This is a genomic window from Gemella sp. GL1, assembly GCF_013415365.1.
GTDB lineage: Bacteria > Bacillota > Bacilli > Staphylococcales > Gemellaceae > Gemelliphila.
This window is the reverse complement of the sequence record NZ_JACBYB010000021.1, coordinates 14702-33857: the sequence shown is the minus strand read 5'-3', so window position 1 is coordinate 33857 and position 19156 is coordinate 14702. Positions and strand designations below refer to the sequence as shown.

Below are 19156 nucleotides of genomic sequence, written 5' to 3'. Positions count from 1 at the left end.
GGTTTATTAATTTACAAATTTTTACAATAGTATTATAATTAAAGAATCACAATTAAATATAAAAGGAGATAAAAATGAGTTTATTCAGAAAAAAATCTCTTGAGTCAGTTATAGCAGAAAATGGTCAAAAATCATTTAAACCAACAATGCGTACTTTAGATTTAGTATTGTTTGGTATTGCCGCTATAGTGGGTTCAGGAGTTATGGTTTTAACAGGAGTTGCATCAGCTAGTGCAGGTCCAGCAGTAATTTTTTCATTTTTACTTGCAGGACTTGCGTGTACTATCGTAGCTTTATGTTATGCTGAGATGGCATCAGCAATTCCATCAAGTGGTTCAACATATTCATATATGTATGTTGTTTTAGGAGAAATTATTGCTTATAAGATAGGATGGGTATTATTAGGAGGTTATATCCTGACAGCAGCTGCAGTTGCTAATGGCTGGTCTAAATACTTCAATTCATTGTTATCAGGTATGGGAATTAATTTAGGAGAGAAGTTCACTACTATTCCGCAAGATGGGGGAATAGCTAATGCTCCAGCTATAATTGCAATTTTATTATTAACAGTCCTTTTAACTAGGGGAACAAGTGAAAGTAAAATGATAAATAATATCTTAGCCTTTATAAAAGTATCTATAGTTTTATTATTTATTGTAGTAGGGTCATTCCATATTAATATTGAAAATTGGACAAATGATTTTGCTCCAGCAGGTTTTTCAGGGGTAATGGTTGGTGCCACTACTGTATTCTTTGCTTATTTAGGTTTAGATGCTATTTCTACATCTGCAGAGGAAACTATTAATCCTGAAAAAACACTACCTAAAGCAATTTTAATTACAATGCTTGTTTGTACGTCATTATATATAGCCGTATGTTTAGTATTAACGGGTGTTGTTCCTTACAGTCAATTAGGAACTGGTAATGCACTTGTTTATGTATTAACTGAAGTAGGACAAACTAAAGCAGCTTGGTTAATTTCATTAGGTGCATCGATTGGTCTTATGGCAGGAGTTTTATCATTTATGTACGCTGCAGTAAGGATTGCTTTTACAATGGCCAGAGATGGATTGTTACCTAACTCATTAGCAAAAGTAAATAAAAATCAAGTTCCAAATAGATTAACTTGGATAACAGGATTACTAACAGCTTTCTTTGCAGGATTCTTACCTCTAGGTCAACTATCAGAAATTGCAACAGTAGCTGCAATTATTGCATTTATGTTGGTAGCTTATGCAACTATAAAATTTAGAAAATCACATCCAAATGCTAAGAGAGGATTTAAAGTTCCGGCAATGCCATTTGTTCCAGGATTAGCAATTGCAATTTTTATATTTTTAATAATAACAAGTGTAACATTGACAACTTGGTTAATTACAATTGGATGGATGCTAGTTGGAGCAGTAATTTACTTTATGTATTCAATTAAAAATTCAAAGGCAAAATAATTAACTTGCATAAGTTACGATAGTATGCTATTATAATTTATGGGCACTCTAAAAACGAGTGATGTATAAACTATCCCCCTATGCTTAGGTGTAGGGGGATTTTTATTTTTATTTATGTGAGAGGAGATTGAAATGACAAAATATATTTTTGTAACAGGTGGAGTTGTATCATCTTTAGGGAAAGGGATTGTAGCAGCGTCTGTTGGACGTGTATTAAAAAATAGAGGATTGAAAGTTACTTTGCAAAAATTTGATCCCTATTTAAATGTCGATCCTGGAACTATGAGCCCATATCAACACGGTGAAGTTTTCGTAACAGAAGATGGGGCAGAAACAGATTTAGATTTAGGTCACTATGAAAGATTTATTAATGAGGACTTAGGCCAATTTTCTAATGTAACAGCCGGAAGAATTTATTCAACAATTATTGAGAAAGAAAGAAAAGGTGAGTATTTAGGAGGTACTGTTCAAGTAATTCCTCATGTAACTAATGAAATTAAAGCAAATGTATTGCTAGCAGGAGAATCAACAGATGCGGATGTGGTAATCACAGAAATTGGTGGAACTACTGGAGATATCGAATCATTACCTTTCTTAGAAGCGATTAGACAAATTCGTTCAGATTTAGGTAAGGAGAATGTATGTTTTATCCACTGTACTTTATTACCTTATATTAAAGCTGCTAAGGAGATGAAAACAAAACCTACTCAGCAATCTGTTAAAGAGTTAAGGGGATTAGGTATACAGCCTGATATTATCGTGGTGAGAAATGAATTACCATTGACAGATGAATTGCGTGCTAAAATTTCATTATTCTGTGATACACCAAAAGAAAATGTCATTGAATCAAGAGATGTTAACAATCTGTATGAAATTCCATTAAATATGAAAAAACAAAAAATTGACAATATTTTATTAAAACATTTTAATTTAGAAGCTCAGGAAGCTGATATGACAGAATGGCAGGGATTAGTAGATAAAGTAAACAATTTAGAGAGAGAAGTAAACATTGCTTTAGTAGGAAAGTATGTAGAATTACAAGATGCTTATATTTCCATAGCTGAATCATTAAAGCATGCGGGATATAAACATAATGTTAAAATTAACATTGATTGGATTAAATCTGAAGATATTACAGAAGAAAATGTTGCTGATTATTTAGCTGGAAAAGATGGTATATTAATTCCAGGAGGATTTGGTGATCGAGGAGTTGAAGGGAAAATTACTACGATCAAGCATGCACGTACTAACAAAATTCCATTTTTAGGAATTTGTTTAGGAATGCAATTGGCTTCTATTGAGTTTGCTAGAAATGTTGCAGGCTTAAATGGTGCACATTCAACAGAACTTGATGCAAATACGCCTTATCCAATTATTGATTTATTACCAGATCAAGAAAATGTGACTGATATGGGGGGGACATTGAGATTAGGTGCTTATGACTGTAAATTAAAAGTAGGGACAAAAGCTCATGAAGTTTATGGATCTGAATTAATTAGTGAAAGACACCGTCATAGATATGAATTCAATAATACTTTTAGAAAACTATTAGAAGAAAAAGGGCTAATTTTATCAGGAGTTAGTCCAGATGAAAGGCTTGTAGAGATTGTAGAAATTGAAGATCACCCATGGTTTGTGGCTGCTCAATATCACCCAGAGTTTAAATCAAGACCAGAAGCACCCAGCCCATTATTTGATGGATTTATCAAAGCTAGTGCTGAAAGTAGATAAAAGTATGATACTTAATACAAACAGTGGAATATAGTCCTAAATTGCTTAGTAATTCCTTTTTTGGATTATACATCTAAAATCGATGTTTAGCTTTATTATCAAAGAGAAATTCAAAATTATAAAAACTCCAAGAAAATTTTTCTTGGAGTTTTTATAATTTTATTTGTTTTTAATTATTTTTTATCCTTAAAGTCATTTTCACCCATCCACTCATATCTAGTAGTGTAGTTGATATAAGCATTATATAGGGGGATGTCATTGAAGATAATTACAATATCGCTTGGGTCTTCTCCAGTTAATTCACGTAACTTATCAGTGAATTTTTTAAAAAGAACTTGCTTAGCTGCGTATGTTCTGGTGTCTGGCATATCGGTCCAGTCCACACGAATAACAGGTGCAGTTTTACGAGCGTTTTCTTTTTCCCACTCAGTTATATAAACATAAACATTTTTTTGAATAGTTCCAGTTGCCTCATTAATTGAATCTGCTATAAAATCCATAAATTCTCTTTTTTCTTCAGCTGTTTTTTTGACTGTCCAGTCGACTTGTACTATTGGCATAATAATTACCTCTTTCATAAAATTCTTAATTCTTATTATAAAACAATAATTAAGAATTGTCAATAAAATAAAAAGATAATAATATATTTTTTTCTGAAAATTATTAATTGTAAATAAAAATCGCAATTTTTAATTTGCGATTTCTTATAGTTTTAATTTATTTCCCTCTTTGTAGACTTCATCAATAATTGCACCACCTAGACATAGATCACTGTCATAGAATACAACTGCTTGTCCAGGAGTTACAGCTCTAACTGCTTCATCATAAATAACCTTTACATTACCCTCTTGTAGAACTTGTACTTTTACTTTAATATCTTTTTGTCTGTATCTAAATTTTGCTGTACATTCAAATTCTTTTCCAAAGTTATTGTTAGTAGTGAATGATAGGGAAGAAGCTATTAGTGAATCTGAATACAGGGCAGGATTATGGAAGCCTTGGCAAACATACAGTATATTTTTCTCTAAGTCTTTACCACATGCAAACCAAGCTCCCCCTTGAGTATCTTTAGTACCACCGATTCCAAGACCATGTCTTTGTCCTATAGTGTGGTACATAAGACCTTGATGCTGCCCTCGTTCAATTCCATCAAGATCAATCATTTTACCTTTTTGTGCTGGTAGGTATTGAGATAAGAATTCTTTAAAGTTTTTTTCCCCGATAAAACATATTCCAGTTGAATCTTTTTTCTTAGCAGTAGCTAGACCAGCTTTTTCTGCAATTTCTCTAACTTCAGACTTTTGTAAGTGTCCGATAGGGAATATAATATCCTTCAGTTGTTTTTGGCTTAATTGGCTAAGGAAGTAAGTCTGATCTTTATTATCATCCACCCCTCTGAGAAGGAGTATTTCTCCATCTTTTTTTATAGTTCTTGCATAATGACCAGTTGCTACATAATCAGCCCCTAAATCATAAGCGTAGTCTAAAAACACACGGAATTTAATTTCTTTGTTACACATGATATCTGGATTAGGGGTTCTTCCTTTTTTATACTCATCAAGGAAGTATGAAAACACTTTATCCCAGTACTCTTTTTCAAAGTTTATAGAGTAATAGGGAATATCTAATTGTTCACAAACTTTGATAACATCAGAGTAGTCAAGATCAGAAGTACAAACACCATTTTCGTCTTTATCTTCCCAGTTTTTCATAAATACACCGATTACATCGTAACCTTGTTCTTTTAATAGGTAGGCGGTAACTGATGAATCAACACCACCACTCATACCAACAACAACTTTTTTCTTTGTCATATTAACCTCTTTTTAAAATTCTTTCTTCTAAATTTTTTATCTTATATACTAAGCTATCAAGTTTCTCTTTTGTAGTATCAAAACCTATACTAATTCTTACTGAATACTCTGCTCGGGCTTGATCAAAGATATTAGTAATTACTTTACTTGCTCTTAGGGAACCGGATGAACAAGCAGATGTTCCGGAAATAAAAATATTATTAATGTCTAGGTAAGTAATTAATCTCTGTGCTTGTATATTTTTAAAATATATATTGATTATATTTGGAAGAGATAGCTTAGTGTCAGAATTCAACTCATAAGCAATTTGAGATGTTTTTAATTCAGCTAGTAGATATTCTTTTAATTCTTCCAAATGTTCTTTATTTTTCCAAGTTTTTTCTATGCAATCAGCTAGAACCATAGCTCCAAAAAGATCACTAGTTCCTGATCTAAGATTGTTTTCTTGGCCACCACCAATTAATAATGGTTTAATATCAGCATTTTTTGCATATAAAAAACCAAAATTATTAGTGGCACCTATTTTGTGGGCAGACACCGATGCGAAGTCTACACCAAGTTCTTTAACGTCAATTTGAATTTTAGCAAATGCTTGAACAATATCAGAATGAACTAGAATATTATGTTTTTTAGCTAATGATGTAATTTTCTTTATGGGGTTAATTATCCCTGTTTCATTATTTGCTAACATTATAGAAATAAGTCTAGTTTTATCATTGATAAGATTTTCTAATAATTTTATATCTACAAGGCCATTACTTAAAGTTGGAATTTTAATAATTTTAAAGCCTAAATGTTCAAGTTTATTAGCACATTCAATAACAGAGGGATGCTCGATTTGTGAAATGATTATTTCACCGGAATTAAATTTTTCTCGAATATGGTTGAAAACCATATTGTTAGCTTCTGTTGCTCCAGAAGTAAAGATAATTTCTTTTTCTTCAGCTTTAATAAAATCAGCAATTTTTCTTCTGGCTTCTTTGAAAAATTTATTTGCCGTTTTCCCCATTTGATGGTTACTGCTAGGGTTAGCATAGATTTTTTCTAATTTCTTAGTAACACTAGCGTATATATCGAAATGTTTTAGAGAAGTAGCTGCGTAATCTAGATATATATTTTCCATGGAAAACCTCTTTCTAATTAGTAATATTATTTTAACATAATTATATACAATGCTCAATTTTAGAAACCTCTATAAATTTATTTAGAGTTTTGACAGCGTTTTTCTTATGTATTATAATAGATATTAAGAAGGTGATTGTATGAGATTTAATAAAGAAGAAATATATATATTTATAAAACAAAATATAAAAACTATATTACCAGCATTTATCACTAGCTTAATAATAATTGTAGTCTTGTTATTTTTTTATTATAATAAAAAAGATAAGCAATTTACTAGTGGATTTCAGGAATACAGTTTTACTTCCGAATCAATTTCAAATGTGGGAGAAACTACAGAAGATCAAGTTATCTTTATAGATATTAAGGGACAGGTGAAAAGTCCTGGTTTATATGAAATGACCGTGAAAGATAGAGTCAATGATGCTATTGAAAAAGCGGGGGGACTTTTAGCAGATGCTGATATATCTAACATTAATTTAAGTCAAAAATTAAAAGATCAAATGATGATAGTTATTTCGAAAAAAGGAGAGAGAGTGGTTACTCAAAATTCTTTAACAAATCAAGTGGCTGCATCTCCTTCCCAGACTATAAATATTAACTTGGCTAGTAAAGAGGAACTTATGAAATTAAAAGGTGTAGGTGAAACTAGAGCACAAGCTATAATTGACTATAGGGAAAATAAAGGTAATTTTACAAAACCTGAAGACATAACTAAAGTTAAAGGAATAGGTAAGGCTAGTTTTGAAAAAATGAAAGATCAGATAGAGGTTTAAGAAATGGAAAGAATATCTTGGGATGAGTATTTTATGGCACAGAGTCATCTATTGTCATTAAGATCAACCTGTGAAAGGCTTAGTGTAGGTGCAACGATAGTAAGAGATAAAAGGATAATTGCAGGAGGATACAATGGTTCAATTCAAGGGGATGAACATTGTATTGATGCAGGTTGTAAAGTCGTAGATGGTCATTGCATGAGAACCATACATGCTGAAGTAAATGCTTTATTACAGTGTGCTAAGTTTGGAGTCACGACTAATGGTGCAACAATTTATGTTACACATTTTCCTTGTTTGAATTGTACTAAGTCAGTTATTCAAGCAGGAATAAAAGAAATATGTTATGCTGAAGATTATAAAAATAATAAATATGCAGAGGGATTATTAAAAAAATCTGGAATAATAGTGAGAAAAGTTGATTATCAGGTAGAGGATGTAATCACTAGAATGAAGAAAAAATGAAGATATTTTTATTAGCTCTGTTGTCGTTAGGAGCTATTCTTTTAAATTTTGAAAAAGTTTTGGCTTCTGCGATATTACTTATATTTCTTTTTCTTTATATTTTTAATAAGAAAGAGATAAAGGTTAAAGAAACAGTGCTATTTGTACTTGTTTTTTTGGCCTTTTTTATTAGATCGCATATTTCTATAAATAATCATATGTCTAACTTACAGAATACACAGGAAAGAGAGGTAATTTTAACTCTAACCAATCCAATTATTATTAACGGAGATTATCTTAAAACGAGGGCTAATCTTGATGGAGAAGATGTACAACTTGCTTATAGCTTGAATAATCGAGAAGAAAAAGAGTTTTTTGAAAAGAAATTTTATGGAGGTCAGATTAAGGCATTAGTAGAAATAAAAGATATTGCTGAAAAGAAAAATTTTTATTCTTTTGATTACAAAGATTATCAAAATAAACATTATGTATATAAGCAAGTTATTATAAAAGATATCAAAGAAACGTCTTCTAAGGTAAACGGAATTTTTAATAATATAAATTTATTAAGGTCTAAGGCAATTCAAAATATAAATAACAATCTGCTTTTGGATAAAGCTGGTTATGTGCAGGCACTTATTTACGGAGATAAATCAAATTTAGAAGAAAATGATAAAGAGATTTATGCAAATATAGGGATTAGCCATTTATTAGCAATTTCAGGACTACATGTTGCTGCTTTACTTTCAATCATATATTTTATATTAGGTAAGTTTAATATTGAAAAAAATATTAAAGATAGGATTATATTAATCATATTACCAATATATGCAATCTTAGCTGGATTTTCACCCTCGGTAATTAGAGCTGTAGCTATGATTGCAGTATATATAATTTTTAAAAAACTAATATTAGCAAGTTTAGATGCTTTGTTTTTAGTATTCTTGTTAATGTTATTTTTAAATCCATATTATGTATATGATATTGGTTTTCAATTCTCATTTTTTATAAGTTTTTCTTTATTAATGTCGGGAGAGTATATTAAAAAATCTCTAAGTAAATTAGAACAGGCATTTAAAGTCTCTTTAATAGCTGGAATATCATCTCTACCGATTACAGTTTACTATTTCAACAATTTTTCTTTTATTTCAATATTAAGTAATTTAATTTTTGTACCATATTTCACAATGATTATTTTTCCGATAGTAATAGTATCCTATTCTGTATTTTTAGTATCTGTGGATTTGTTTAATGTTTTTTTCAAACCTATATTAAATTTGGTTTTTTATATAAATGATAAAGTATTAGATATATTTAACTTTTTACCAAATAAATGGATTATTGCTAAAGTAAGTCCATACTATATCTACTTAGTTTTGCTGGTAGTAATACTTACTTTAGTTTATCTGAATAAAGAAGATTATAGGAAATTTACTTTAGGAATAATTTTCTTGAGCCTTATTCTATTTATAGCAAATTATAGTGTTCAATATAATCAATACTTATATGAATTAAAGCTGAATGGTAAGTCAGTCTATTATCTGCGAAATAAGAGTAAAACTATACTGATTAATACATCCAATAATTATCCAGATTTTAAAAATGATTTTAGGAAAAAGACTAAAGATTATGATATAATAAATCAATATAAAAATCTTATGGATTTTGAAGGTATCCGAAAATTTAATTATTTAATACTGACAAAAGTGTCTCCATTAGAAATTGGCAAGGCTACATGGCTACTTTCTCAGGGGAAAGCAGACCAAGTTTTGATTTTAGAGAACATAGTAAAACATAAAAACATAGAAGAAGTTATACAAGTAGCTAATTTGAACAATATTAAGGTAAGTATAATTAAAGATAATAAGTTTTATGAATTAGGTGAAGTGAGGATATATAATGGTGTTGACAGAGTAGTGTTAAAATTTAGGGATAAGGAATATATAATTAATGAGGAAAAGTCTAAAAAATAATGAAAAATATTGTTATACTGTACGGAGAAAATAAAGAAGCTTTACTAGAAAGTAAAAATAAATTGATTAATGAATATTTAGATAATCAGGTAGATGATTTTAATCTTATTAAGCTTAATATGTTAGAATCCACTATAGAAGACTTGCTTTATGAATGCAGGGAAGCAGGATTTTTTTCAAATAAGAAGGTAGTATTGGCAGATAATTCAGTATTTCTACAAACTAAAAGAAAAAAAATAAAAATTGAACATGATTTAGATTTACTTTTTGAGTATATCTCTAATTATAATCCCGATGTTTTGTTGATATTTTCTTGTGAAGAAGGAATAGATAGTAGAAAAAAAATTAATAAAAAGATAAAAGAAGTAGGGAAAATCATAAATTTTGAAAATTACAAAGATGCAGAACTTTCTAAATACATAATAAATTATCTTACGAATGAAAAGATAAAAATCACTAAAGAAATTGCAAATTTTTTAATAGAGTACACTAGGCTAGACTTTGTTGGTATAAAAAGAGAGCTTGAGAAATTATCTATTTATTGTAAAGGAAAATCTAAAGTAGAGAAAGAAGATATTGAAAATTTATTAGTAAGAAGCTTAGAATATGATGTTTTTTCTCTAACGGATTATCTATTTAAGAAAGATTATATAAATGTAAGAAAAGTTTTCGAATCTTTAAAGTTAAAGTCGGAAGAACCGATTATGTTGCTAGGTCTTATAGCTTCACAGCTTAGGCTATATTACAAGGTTAAAATTTTGCTTAAAGAGAATTATAATCAAAAAGATATAGCTACAAAATTAAAAATCCATCCCTATAGAGTACAGCTAGCAGCACGAATGGTATATTATTATACTTTAGAAGATTTATTTGATAGTATAATAATGGCTAAAGATTGTGATAAAGATTTGAAATCATCTTATATAAATAAGTATTTAATATTAGATTTATTTATAAATAGACTTATGGAAAAATTATCAAAATAAAAAAGATAAAAAATCTTGTAAATATAAAATAAATCTGATATAATTAGATAGTTGTATTTTACAACACCTTAATTATTCGTAATTAAGAATATTAATTAATATTTCTTAGTAGTTAAAAATTTTTATTAGGAGGTGAAAAGAATGCCAAATATTCAATCATCAGTAAAGAGTGTACGTCAAGATTCTAAAATTAATGCTGCTAATACAGCTAAGAAATCTGAAATGCGTACAGCTATCAAAAAAGCTAAATTAGCTAAAGCCGAGGGTGCTGATAATTCTGCAGAATTAGTAAACTTTGCTTTCAAAAAAATTGATAAAGCAGCTAAGACTAACCTTATCCATAAAAATGCAGCAGCTAGATATAAATCAAGTCTAAGCAAATAGTTTTTGAACGATGCATATGCATCGTTTTTTTTATTGAAAAGATATAGTAGAAAATGATATAATTATAATAATATAGCGTATTACTAGATAGAGGAGGTATCTGCTATGAAATTAGGAAGAATAGTTAAGCTTATAGGAATTGGCTACACTATATATTCTTTATTAAGTAAGGATAAAAAAACTAAATCTTTAAACAGTGGCTTTAAATCATCTAAAACTTCAAAATTAACAAAGGCAACAAAATACTATACTATAGCGAAGACATTGGCAAAAGTATTAAAGTAGAATGCTAATACCGGATAAAAATTATTCGTTTGTAGAAGAGAATCCGCGTAATAAATTGACCTTTAAGAAGTTTGTAAAAGAACTTTACTATAGGTTGATGTATGATGAAATTTCATTAATATCAGCCAATCTTAGTTACTATTTTATATTATCATTCTTGCCAATGATATTGGTTATATTATCTTTGACTCCATATTTTAATATAAATCAAGACTACATACTAAATAGAATAGAAATAGTAGCACCAGGAAGTCTAGGACAATATATATTCAATATGATAGCTGAGGTATTAAACAATAGAAACAATACAATCTTAACATTTTCTATTATATTTACATTGTGGTCAGCATCAAATGCAATTTATGGTTTGATGTATGCTTTTAATATATCTTTTAGAGTTAAGGAAGAGAGAATGTGGATAATTACAAGGATAATCAGTATTTTTCTTGTAATTATTATGATGTTAGCGATGTTTGTAATGTTAGCTCTGCTTGTATTTGGTAGGCAATTGACATGGCTTTTATTTAAAAAGTTCGAATTAGATAATGATTTTTATCTAGTTTGGAGTTATATTACGACGGTATTTCCATTAGTATTTACATTTTTTATATTTGTAATATTATACATACTAGCAACTAATATAAAGTTGCCATTTAAAATAGCAGTACCAGGGGCGTTTTTTGCAACGCTTGCTTGGTTTGCCATAAGTAAAGTTTTTGGTTACTATATTGACCATTTTTCAAACTATATAAAAACTTATGGTTCTATAGGAGCCATAATGTTATTTATCATGTGGTTATACTTTACGGGTTATATTTTGATCATAGGATCAGAGATAAATGCGATATTATATAATTACAAAGTAGAAAATAGAAAATTTGTAGAAACATATGAAGATGTGATTGATTATAAGCAGGAATAAAAAAGGAGAAAAAGTTATGATTAAAGAGATATACTTAGCGGGTGGTTGTTTTTGGGGAGTAGAAGGATACTTTAAACAACTAAAAGGGGTAAAAATGACAAAAGTAGGTTATAGTAATGGAAAAACTGAAAACACTACTTACAGAGATATAAAAGTGACTGATCATACAGAGGTTATGTATTTAAGATATGATGAAGCCTTAATAAGTCTTGACGAAATTTTTGCCCACTACTTTAGGATTATAGATCCAACAAGTATAAATAGACAAGGCGGAGACCGTGGACGCCAATACAGAACAGGGATTTACTATGTAGATGAAGCTACTAAAGAAGTGGCACTTGATTATATAGATAAAGAACAAGAAAAGTATAAAGAAAAAATAGTTGTAGAAGTAGAAAAAGTTAAAAATTATGTGGATGCTGAAGAATATCATCAAAAATATCTTGATAAGAACCCAGCAGGCTATTGCCATATTGATTTAAGTTTAGCTAAAAAACCATTGTAAAATTAATAATAGAAGTAGGAGTAAAAAAATGACTAAAGTTTTAATTTTTGGACACAAAAATCCAGATACAGATACAGTATGTTCAGCAATTGCATATAATGAATTAAAGAAGGCAAAGGGTGAAAACACTGAAGCAGTAATTTTAGGTGAGATCAACGATGAAACTAAGTATGCTTTAGAGACTTTTGGTGTAGAAATTCCAAGAATTGTTACAAGTGTAGAAACAGGTCAGGAAGTTATCTTAGTTGACCATAACGAATTTCAACAGTCGATTGATGGAATTGAACAAGCAATAGTTAAAGAAGTAGTAGATCATCATAGAATTGCAAACTTTGAAACAGCAGCACCTTTATACTATCGTTGTGAGCCAGTTGGATGTACTGCAACAATATTAAAGAAAATTTTTATGGAACAAGATGTAAAAATTTCTAAAAAGGTTGCAGGTTTAATGTTGTCAGCAATTGTATCTGATTCACTATTATTTAAATCGCCAACATGTACTCCAGAGGATGAAAAATCTGCTAGAGAACTAGCTGAGATTGCAGGAGTTAATATCGAAGAATATGGACTTGCAATGTTAAAAGCAGGAGCTGATACTAAATCAAAAACAATTAAAGAGTTAATTGATGTTGATGCTAAAACTTTTATTATGAATGGGGAAAAATTAATTATTGCTCAAATTAATACTGTTGATGCTAAGGAGGTAACTAATAGAAAAGACGAATTAGAAACTACGATTAATGCAGAAGTTTCTGAAAAAAAATTATCGGCCTTTGTATTTGTAATTACAAATATCTTAACTTCTGATTCTGAAGTGCTAGTATTGGGAGATATGAAAGAGAAGGTAGCAAATGCATTTGGAAAAAACTTAGTTGATAATTTTATGACTTTAGAGGGTGTAGTTTCTCGTAAAAAACAAGTAGTACCTCAAATTACAGAAGAGTTTAATAAATAATAGTGGTATTAATAATGAATAAGAATAGTGATTATGGAATATGGAATCTAATGAAAGGAATTCTAATAAATTTTATTATAATAGTGGCTTTTGCTGGATTTTTTAAACAAAGTTTAGTTGTAGCTAATATGTATTATGCATTCTCAGGCGCTGTTTTAATAACTTTATTTTATAAGTTCATTAGACCACTATTTTTACTGATAAGTATAGTACCTATTTTATTAACATTCGGACTATTTATAGTAATTATAAATGCAGGAATTATACTGTTAGTATCATATTTATTAAGCCCACAATTTGAAATATCTTCATTTTGGTCAGCATTAGGCTTAGCAATATTTATTTCTATATTTAATGCGTTTTTGAATAGAGATAATAGAATAGTAATAAAAAGATTTTAAGTAGGTAGTAAAATGGGAATTATAAAGACAGTAGATATAGTAAAAGAATTTAAATTAGATATAGTTGCTGGAAAAAGTGGAGTGGATAGAGTTATTGACTCACCTGATTTATCAAGGCCTGCATTAGAACTTGCTGGATATTTTTCACATTATGATCCTAGTAGAGTACAAATTTTAGGAACAACTGAATTGTCATTTTTTAGTTTATTAAGTGATAAAGAAAAGAAAACTAGAATGAGAATGTTATGTACAAGAAAAACGCCTTGTATAGTAGTTAGTAGGGGGCTTGAAGTTCCTAAAGAACTAATTGAAGCAGCTAAAAATTATGATACACCAATATTAAGATCTAAAGACTCTACGTCAAATATTATTGCTAAAATAACAATGATGTTGAATAAAGAATTGGCACCAGAAATATCTGTGCACGGAGTATTTATAGAGGTTTATGGAATTGGAATTTTGATTACTGGAGAATCAGGAATTGGTAAATCTGAAATAGCACTAGAGCTTATAAAATCTGGTCACAGACTAGTTGCTGATGATAGGGTGGATATCAAAGAATTAGAACAAGGTTTACTTGTAGGTAGATGTGGATCGCCCTTAATACAGAATCTGTTAGAAATTAGGGGTCTAGGTATAATAAATGTTATGACTTTATTTGGAACAGGTGCAGTAAGAGAACAAAAAAGGATAGATCTAAATATACATTTAGAGACTTGGGATGATTCTAAGCAATATGAGAGAATAGGTTTAACTAAAGATCATACAATAATTCTTGGAACAGAAATTGAGAAAAAAGTCATTCCTGTGAGGCCCGGTAGAAATGTCGCAGCAATTGTAGAGTCTGCAGCTATGAATTTCCGTTTAAATAAAATGGGAACTAATACTGCAGAAGAGTTTGAAAAAAAACTAAGAGAAGAGATACAACAAGGAGCTAAATAAAATGATAAATGGTTATTTGAATCCAATTGCATTTGAATTTTTGGGAAGACAGGTGCATTGGTATGGTATAATTATTTCGTTGACGATATTTTCAGTATATTATTTAGCAGAATTTGAATCTAGAAAAAGGGGTCTTGAAAAAGATACCCTTTTAGATTTTATCCTAATAGCTATCCCTTTTGCTTTTATATTTGCCAGACTATATTATGTTATCTTTAGATGGGATTATTATTCAGTAAATAAATCAGAAATAATTGCTATCTGGGACGGAGGGATAGCAATTTACGGTGGCTTACTAGGTGGTCTTATATATCTAGTTTATTTTGCTAAGAAAAGAAAGTTATCAGTTATAAAATTATTAGATATATTATCACCGAGTTTACTTCTAGGACAAGCTTTAGGAAGATGGGGTAATTTCTTTAATCATGAAGCTTATGGAGCTGTAGTAACAAGAAAATATCTAGAAGATCAATTTCTTCCTGAATTTATTATAAATAATATGTATATTGATGGAGAATATAGACAAGCAACTTTTTTATATGAAAGTCTATGGTGCTTAGTTTCTTTTTTTATTCTAATAGTAATTAGAAAATACTTGTATCAGGGAGAAGTGTTTGCAACATATATGTTATTATACGGTACAGAAAGATTTATTGTAGAGGGGATGAGAGCAGATTCGCTTTATATAGGATATTTTAGGGTATCTCAACTAGTCTCTATAGTACTAATTATTTGCGCAATTGTATATATCATATATAATAGATTTATAAATAAAAAAGAGAAAAAATTATATATTAATAGTTAAATTGAGGTTAGTATGGAAAAAATATATGATGTAATTATTATCGGTGCAGGACCTGCAGGAATGACTGCTGCTATATATGCTTCAAGAGCTAATTTATCTGTTTTAATGTTAGAAAAAAAATTCTATGGTGGACAGATGCAATCTACAGGAGAAATAGAAAATTATACAGGTTATGAAGAAATTTCAGGTCCGGAACTTTCTGAGAAAATGTTTCAGCATTCTAAAAAATTTGGTACAGAATTCGCTTTTGGTCATATTACTGATATTAAAGAAATAGATGGTCTTAAAGTCTTGACAGCAAATTCTAAAGAATATGTAGCAAAAACTGTAATTATAGCAACAGGAACTGAGGCAAAATCACTTGGAATTCCGGGAGAAGATAAATTTTCATCTAAAGGAGTTTCATATTGTGCTGTTTGTGATGGTGCTTTTTTTAGAAATAGAAAAGTTGTGGTAATAGGAGGAGGAGACTCTGCAGTAGAAGAAGCTTTGTATTTATCAAATTTAGTAGAGAAAGTTATTATTGTTCATCGCCGTGATGAATTAAGAGCACAAAAAATTCTTCAAGATAGAGCTTTTGCTAAAGAAAATATTGAATTTGTGTGGGAATCTGTACCTGTGGAAATTAAAGGAGATATGAAAGTTAATGCTGTAAGTGTTAGAAATCTTAATACTAATGAAATTACAGATGTTGAAGCTGATGGAGTATTTATCTATATAGGAATGAATCCTCAAACATCTGATTTTCAAAATTTAGGTATACTTGATGAAAATGGATATGTTATAGCAGACGAGCATCTTGAAACTAAACTTCCAGGAGTTTTTGTTGCCGGAGATGTTAGACAAAAAGAAATTCGTCAGGTTGTGACGGCAGCATCTGATGGTGCAATTGCTGCTCAATCGGCATATAAATATATAGAATTATCATAATAGGTTAATAAACCTTGATGTGATAGTATTTCTAAGGTTTAGAATTTAAAATGTATACGAAAAGTATACGAGATAATGTGTGATTTAAGATTTATGATAATTTGGGATATTGTATTAAACTTGCAGAAAACAGCATAATAATAGGTTTTAAATATTATTAAATACGAAAATATATACGAAAGGGGCTTTTTGCCCCTTTTTTTTATATGCTCATGTATTCAGCGAATTTATTTGCTGTTTCTTGTTTCATTTTTTCAGTTACGTGGTTATAGATGTTCATAGTAGTTTTAAAATCAGAGTGACCTAGTCTTGTTTGAACAGCTTGGATACTTGCTCCGCTCTCAAAGAGTAAAGAGCAATGTGTATGCCTAAAGCCATGTAGTTTAATAGACTTAAAATTATGTTTTTTACATATTCTGTATAAATCTGAATTAATATTGCTATTCCAAAGGTAGGTGTTTTTTAAGTTAGTAAAGACTATACCTTTATTTTGCCAACCTAGTCTGAATATTAATTCTTTTTGTTCTAATTTATGCTGTCTTAGTGTCTGCATAGTAGTAGGGTCTATATCTATCACTCTACTACTAGATTTTGTTTTTGGTGTTTGAATGATTAATTTATTATCAGTGCCTCTAGCAATTGTTTTATTTATGCTGATACTTGAGTTATTAAAGTCTATATCAGACCATTCAAGAGCCAAGGCTTCTCCAATTCTCATACCTGTAAATGCTAATAATCTGAATATGGTATAAGTTTTATGGTTATGGTTTTCTTTTACTATGTTTAAGAAGTCAATCAGTTCTTCCTTAGTGTAGTAATCGTCTAATTCACTTTTATTTATACTTTCTACCCTAGGTAATTTAATTTTATCAATAGGGTTAGAGTTTATTAGGTTGGAGTTAACAGCAAAGTCTAATATCATTTTAGCACTTGCTTTGAGAGTATTAATATAGTTCTTGCTGTATTTCAGTGATAATTCATTAAATAAACGTTGCAAGTCTAGCATATGCATTTTTTTAATATCCATATGACCTAAGTGTTTTAATAAAACCTTACTGTTTTCTAGTCGTAAATTATAGCTACTTTCTTTAACGGTATGTTTATAGTTCTCTATCCATAAATCATATATATCAGAAAATGTATGTTTTTTATTACTAACAAACATTGTACCTTTTTCAAACTCTATTTTAAGTCTAGCTATGTATATTTCAGCTTCCCTTTTGCTTTCAAAACTACGCTTTGATTTTCTTACTTCTTTGCCGGTTATTGGGTTAACTCCTAGGTAAAGGTTATTTACCATATATAGTTTTTTATTGTTTTTAGTGTATTGCTTAATCATTTTGTTTTAATTCCTTTCAGTTATCTACCACCACAGCAAGATATATTGTAGGAATTAGAAACGTAGGGCTATATATTAGCCGTTTGAATAATTAAAATAAAACAAAACACCGCATATATTTCTATACACGGTGTTTGCACACTCTAGCTCCGTAGAGATCAAGAATGTTATTTTCCTATGTATTAATAATATTAAAAATATTTAATTTTGTCAATATATAAAGTTATATATTACTAAACTTTATTAAACTTTTTTATAGTTTATGTTGAAAATATTTATTATTTGTTTACTATATGTGTTACTTAACAAACCAGTAGATTAAACCAGCAATAAGAATTAATCCTATAGAAAATTCAATCTTTTCTTTAATAGTTGTCTTTTTTACTTGAACTTTCAGAGTTCTGTTTTTTGTCTTTATTTCTTTGTTGTACATAATGTTTTCCTTTCTTTTACTTCATAAACCAATATACTAATCCAGCAATGATTACTATATATTTTTATTTTTCAATATCCAAATCAGTATTTTACTGATAATGAATAATATAATTACAATAGCTAATAATATTATTAATGTGTTCATGCGTGTTCCTTTCATTTTAAAATTTTAAATTTAATGAGCAAAAAATTCTGCCCGTTGAATATAAGGGAGTAACGAATCGTTCACCCCCAATGATAGTATAAAACGTCCTATCGTTCAGTATTGCTGACACGTTAAAATAACGAGTTAGGTTACTGATTGTCTTGGTTAGGGTTAGTTTTTGATTTTTTTGATTTCTTTGACAACCAACTGTTAACTTTTTTTATATTTTCTAGATCATTATCATCTAAACCATCATATTCACTAAATAAATCAACTATAGTTTTTACTACTTTTTTTTTGTCTTCAATATCCATATAATGAAACATTCTATATATTGCTAAATTTTCTGGATTTTTTTGATCTAAAATAGCGTCCCATATACTAGTGTTATATTCCTCTAAAAGGTTACTAATATCATTTTTGAAATCATCTGATAATAAATGCATTAGATAATTGGTACTAACTTTTTCGGTTAATTCAGCAACACCTATTAAATCAGCTTCATTCACTTCAAAAAATGTAGCAATCTGATTGATTTTATCAAATCTAGGATAAGTTATTCCTTTAATGTACTTATTAACACTTGCAGGAGAGATATTTAAAAAATCTGCCAACTCTTTTTGAGTTTTCTTTTTTTCTTTTAATAATTGTTGTAAGTTTTTTGAGAAAGTTATTTTTTCATTAGTATTCATATAAACCTCCATCTATTTTTTACAATTATAACTTTTAAATTAAAAAAAATCAACAAAAAGTTAAATTTCACACTTGACAATCAACCTAAAGTTAATCTATAATTTAACTGTAAGGTAATTGC

At 29.1% G+C, this 19156-nt stretch carries 21 protein-coding genes; 15 read left to right on the top strand and 6 right to left on the bottom strand.

Translation table 11 applies throughout. The features are described 5' to 3' along the window. Window positions 1-74: 74 nt before the first annotated feature. The gene (locus tag HZY82_RS05300) at window positions 75-1448 is read left to right on the top strand and encodes an APC family permease (RefSeq protein WP_135156073.1); all 1374 of its coding nucleotides are present in this window, start codon (window positions 75-77) and stop codon (window positions 1446-1448) included. Window positions 1449-1580: 132 nt separating this feature from the next. Then, on the top strand, window positions 1581-3179 hold the full coding sequence (locus HZY82_RS05295; protein ID WP_179938905.1) for a CTP synthase: 1599 nt from the start codon (window positions 1581-1583) through the stop codon (window positions 3177-3179). Window positions 3180-3352: 173 nt separating this feature from the next. Here the strand turns inward: HZY82_RS05295 and HZY82_RS05290 are convergent, their stop codons facing one another. From HZY82_RS05290 to HZY82_RS05280, 3 genes are all read right to left on the bottom strand, one after another. Further along, complete coding sequence (locus HZY82_RS05290; RefSeq protein WP_167753214.1) at window positions 3353-3739, bottom strand: tautomerase family protein; 387 nt, start codon at window positions 3737-3739, stop codon at window positions 3353-3355. Window positions 3740-3883: 144 nt separating this feature from the next. Then, complete coding sequence (gene mnmA / locus HZY82_RS05285) at window positions 3884-4993, bottom strand: tRNA 2-thiouridine(34) synthase MnmA (protein ID WP_135156076.1); 1110 nt, start codon at window positions 4991-4993, stop codon at window positions 3884-3886. Window position 4994: 1 nt separating this feature from the next. Continuing rightward, entirely contained in the window at window positions 4995-6116 is a 1122-nt protein-coding gene (locus HZY82_RS05280; protein ID WP_135156077.1) for a cysteine desulfurase family protein, read from the bottom strand. A gap of 139 nt (window positions 6117-6255) precedes the next feature. On the opposite strand from HZY82_RS05280, the gene HZY82_RS05275 reads away from it, so the two are divergent. The 13 genes from HZY82_RS05275 to trxB all read left to right on the top strand — a co-directional run bounded on the left by HZY82_RS05275 (window position 6256) and on the right by trxB (window position 16423). Continuing rightward, window positions 6256-6891 (top strand): helix-hairpin-helix domain-containing protein, encoded by a 636-nt coding sequence (locus HZY82_RS05275; protein WP_135156078.1) that lies wholly within the window; start codon window positions 6256-6258, stop codon window positions 6889-6891. A gap of 3 nt (window positions 6892-6894) precedes the next feature. Further along, a complete protein-coding gene (locus HZY82_RS05270; RefSeq protein ID WP_179938904.1) occupies window positions 6895-7356 on the top strand; it encodes a ComE operon protein 2 in 462 nt (153 codons plus the stop codon). Next, entirely contained in the window at window positions 7353-9308 is a 1956-nt protein-coding gene (locus HZY82_RS05265; protein ID WP_135156080.1) for a ComEC/Rec2 family competence protein, read from the top strand. Before HZY82_RS05270 ends, HZY82_RS05265 begins: the two co-directional genes overlap by 4 nt. Continuing rightward, complete coding sequence (gene holA / locus HZY82_RS05260) at window positions 9308-10294, top strand: DNA polymerase III subunit delta (protein WP_135156081.1); 987 nt, start codon at window positions 9308-9310, stop codon at window positions 10292-10294. Before HZY82_RS05265 ends, holA begins: the two co-directional genes overlap by 1 nt. Window positions 10295-10435: 141 nt before the next feature. Further along, the gene (gene rpsT, locus HZY82_RS05255; RefSeq protein ID WP_135156082.1) at window positions 10436-10678 is read left to right on the top strand and encodes a 30S ribosomal protein S20; all 243 of its coding nucleotides are present in this window, start codon (window positions 10436-10438) and stop codon (window positions 10676-10678) included. 105 nt (window positions 10679-10783) lie between these two features. Then, complete coding sequence (locus tag HZY82_RS05250) at window positions 10784-10963, top strand: hypothetical protein (protein WP_135156083.1); 180 nt, start codon at window positions 10784-10786, stop codon at window positions 10961-10963. Window position 10964: 1 nt separating this feature from the next. Continuing rightward, complete coding sequence (locus HZY82_RS05245) at window positions 10965-11885, top strand: YihY/virulence factor BrkB family protein (RefSeq protein WP_135156084.1); 921 nt, start codon at window positions 10965-10967, stop codon at window positions 11883-11885. A gap of 16 nt (window positions 11886-11901) precedes the next feature. After that, on the top strand, window positions 11902-12390 hold the full coding sequence (msrA, locus tag HZY82_RS05240; protein WP_135156085.1) for a peptide-methionine (S)-S-oxide reductase MsrA: 489 nt from the start codon (window positions 11902-11904) through the stop codon (window positions 12388-12390). A gap of 28 nt (window positions 12391-12418) precedes the next feature. After that, window positions 12419-13345, top strand: a complete 927-nt coding sequence (locus HZY82_RS05235; protein WP_135156086.1) for a manganese-dependent inorganic pyrophosphatase — start codon at window positions 12419-12421, stop codon at window positions 13343-13345. Between the two features lie 14 nt (window positions 13346-13359). Then, complete coding sequence (locus tag HZY82_RS05230) at window positions 13360-13746, top strand: phage holin family protein (protein ID WP_179938903.1); 387 nt, start codon at window positions 13360-13362, stop codon at window positions 13744-13746. A gap of 18 nt (window positions 13747-13764) precedes the next feature. Then, window positions 13765-14688: an HPr(Ser) kinase/phosphatase gene (hprK, locus tag HZY82_RS05225; RefSeq protein ID WP_368667371.1), complete on the top strand. Its 924-nt coding sequence runs from the start codon at window positions 13765-13767 to the stop codon at window positions 14686-14688. Window position 14689: 1 nt separating this feature from the next. Then, a complete protein-coding gene (gene lgt / locus HZY82_RS05220; RefSeq protein WP_135156088.1) occupies window positions 14690-15493 on the top strand; it encodes a prolipoprotein diacylglyceryl transferase in 804 nt (267 codons plus the stop codon). Window positions 15494-15505: 12 nt separating this feature from the next. Continuing rightward, window positions 15506-16423, top strand: coding sequence for a thioredoxin-disulfide reductase (trxB, locus tag HZY82_RS05215; RefSeq protein WP_135156089.1), 918 nt, complete (start codon window positions 15506-15508; stop codon window positions 16421-16423). Window positions 16424-16625: 202 nt separating this feature from the next. Here the strand turns inward: trxB and HZY82_RS05210 are convergent, their stop codons facing one another. The 3 genes from HZY82_RS05210 to HZY82_RS05205 form a co-directional block, all read right to left on the bottom strand. After that, window positions 16626-17762: a tyrosine-type recombinase/integrase gene (locus HZY82_RS05210; protein WP_179938902.1), complete on the bottom strand. Its 1137-nt coding sequence runs from the start codon at window positions 17760-17762 to the stop codon at window positions 16626-16628. Window positions 17763-18060: 298 nt separating this feature from the next. Further along, entirely contained in the window at window positions 18061-18195 is a 135-nt protein-coding gene (locus tag HZY82_RS06630; protein WP_255459289.1) for a hypothetical protein, read from the bottom strand. A gap of 296 nt (window positions 18196-18491) precedes the next feature. Continuing rightward, window positions 18492-19034, bottom strand: a complete 543-nt coding sequence (locus HZY82_RS05205; RefSeq protein WP_167753215.1) for a helix-turn-helix domain-containing protein — start codon at window positions 19032-19034, stop codon at window positions 18492-18494. Window positions 19035-19156: the final 122 nt, after the last annotated feature.